Source organism: Streptococcus sp. HMSC066E07, from assembly GCF_001814695.1.
GTDB lineage: Bacteria > Bacillota > Bacilli > Lactobacillales > Streptococcaceae > Streptococcus > Streptococcus hominis.
This window is the reverse complement of record NZ_KV817464.1, coordinates 59,303-59,528: the sequence shown is the minus strand read 5'-3', so window position 1 is coordinate 59,528 and position 226 is coordinate 59,303.

The window sequence follows — 226 nt, the reverse complement described above, 5'->3', positions numbered from 1 at the left end:
TTGGAACCATTCGAAACAGCACAGCTCTAAAACCGCTCTCCTCGACCAAAATTTGAGCGTGGGGTTTTGGAACCATTCGAAACAGCACAGCTCTAAAACTTATAAAATGGTTGTTTTAACATACCTTTTGTTTTGGAACCATTCGAAACAGCACAGCTCTAAAACATAATTCAGATGTGAATTCAGGAGGGAGTAGTTTTGGAACCATTCGAAACAGCACAGCTCT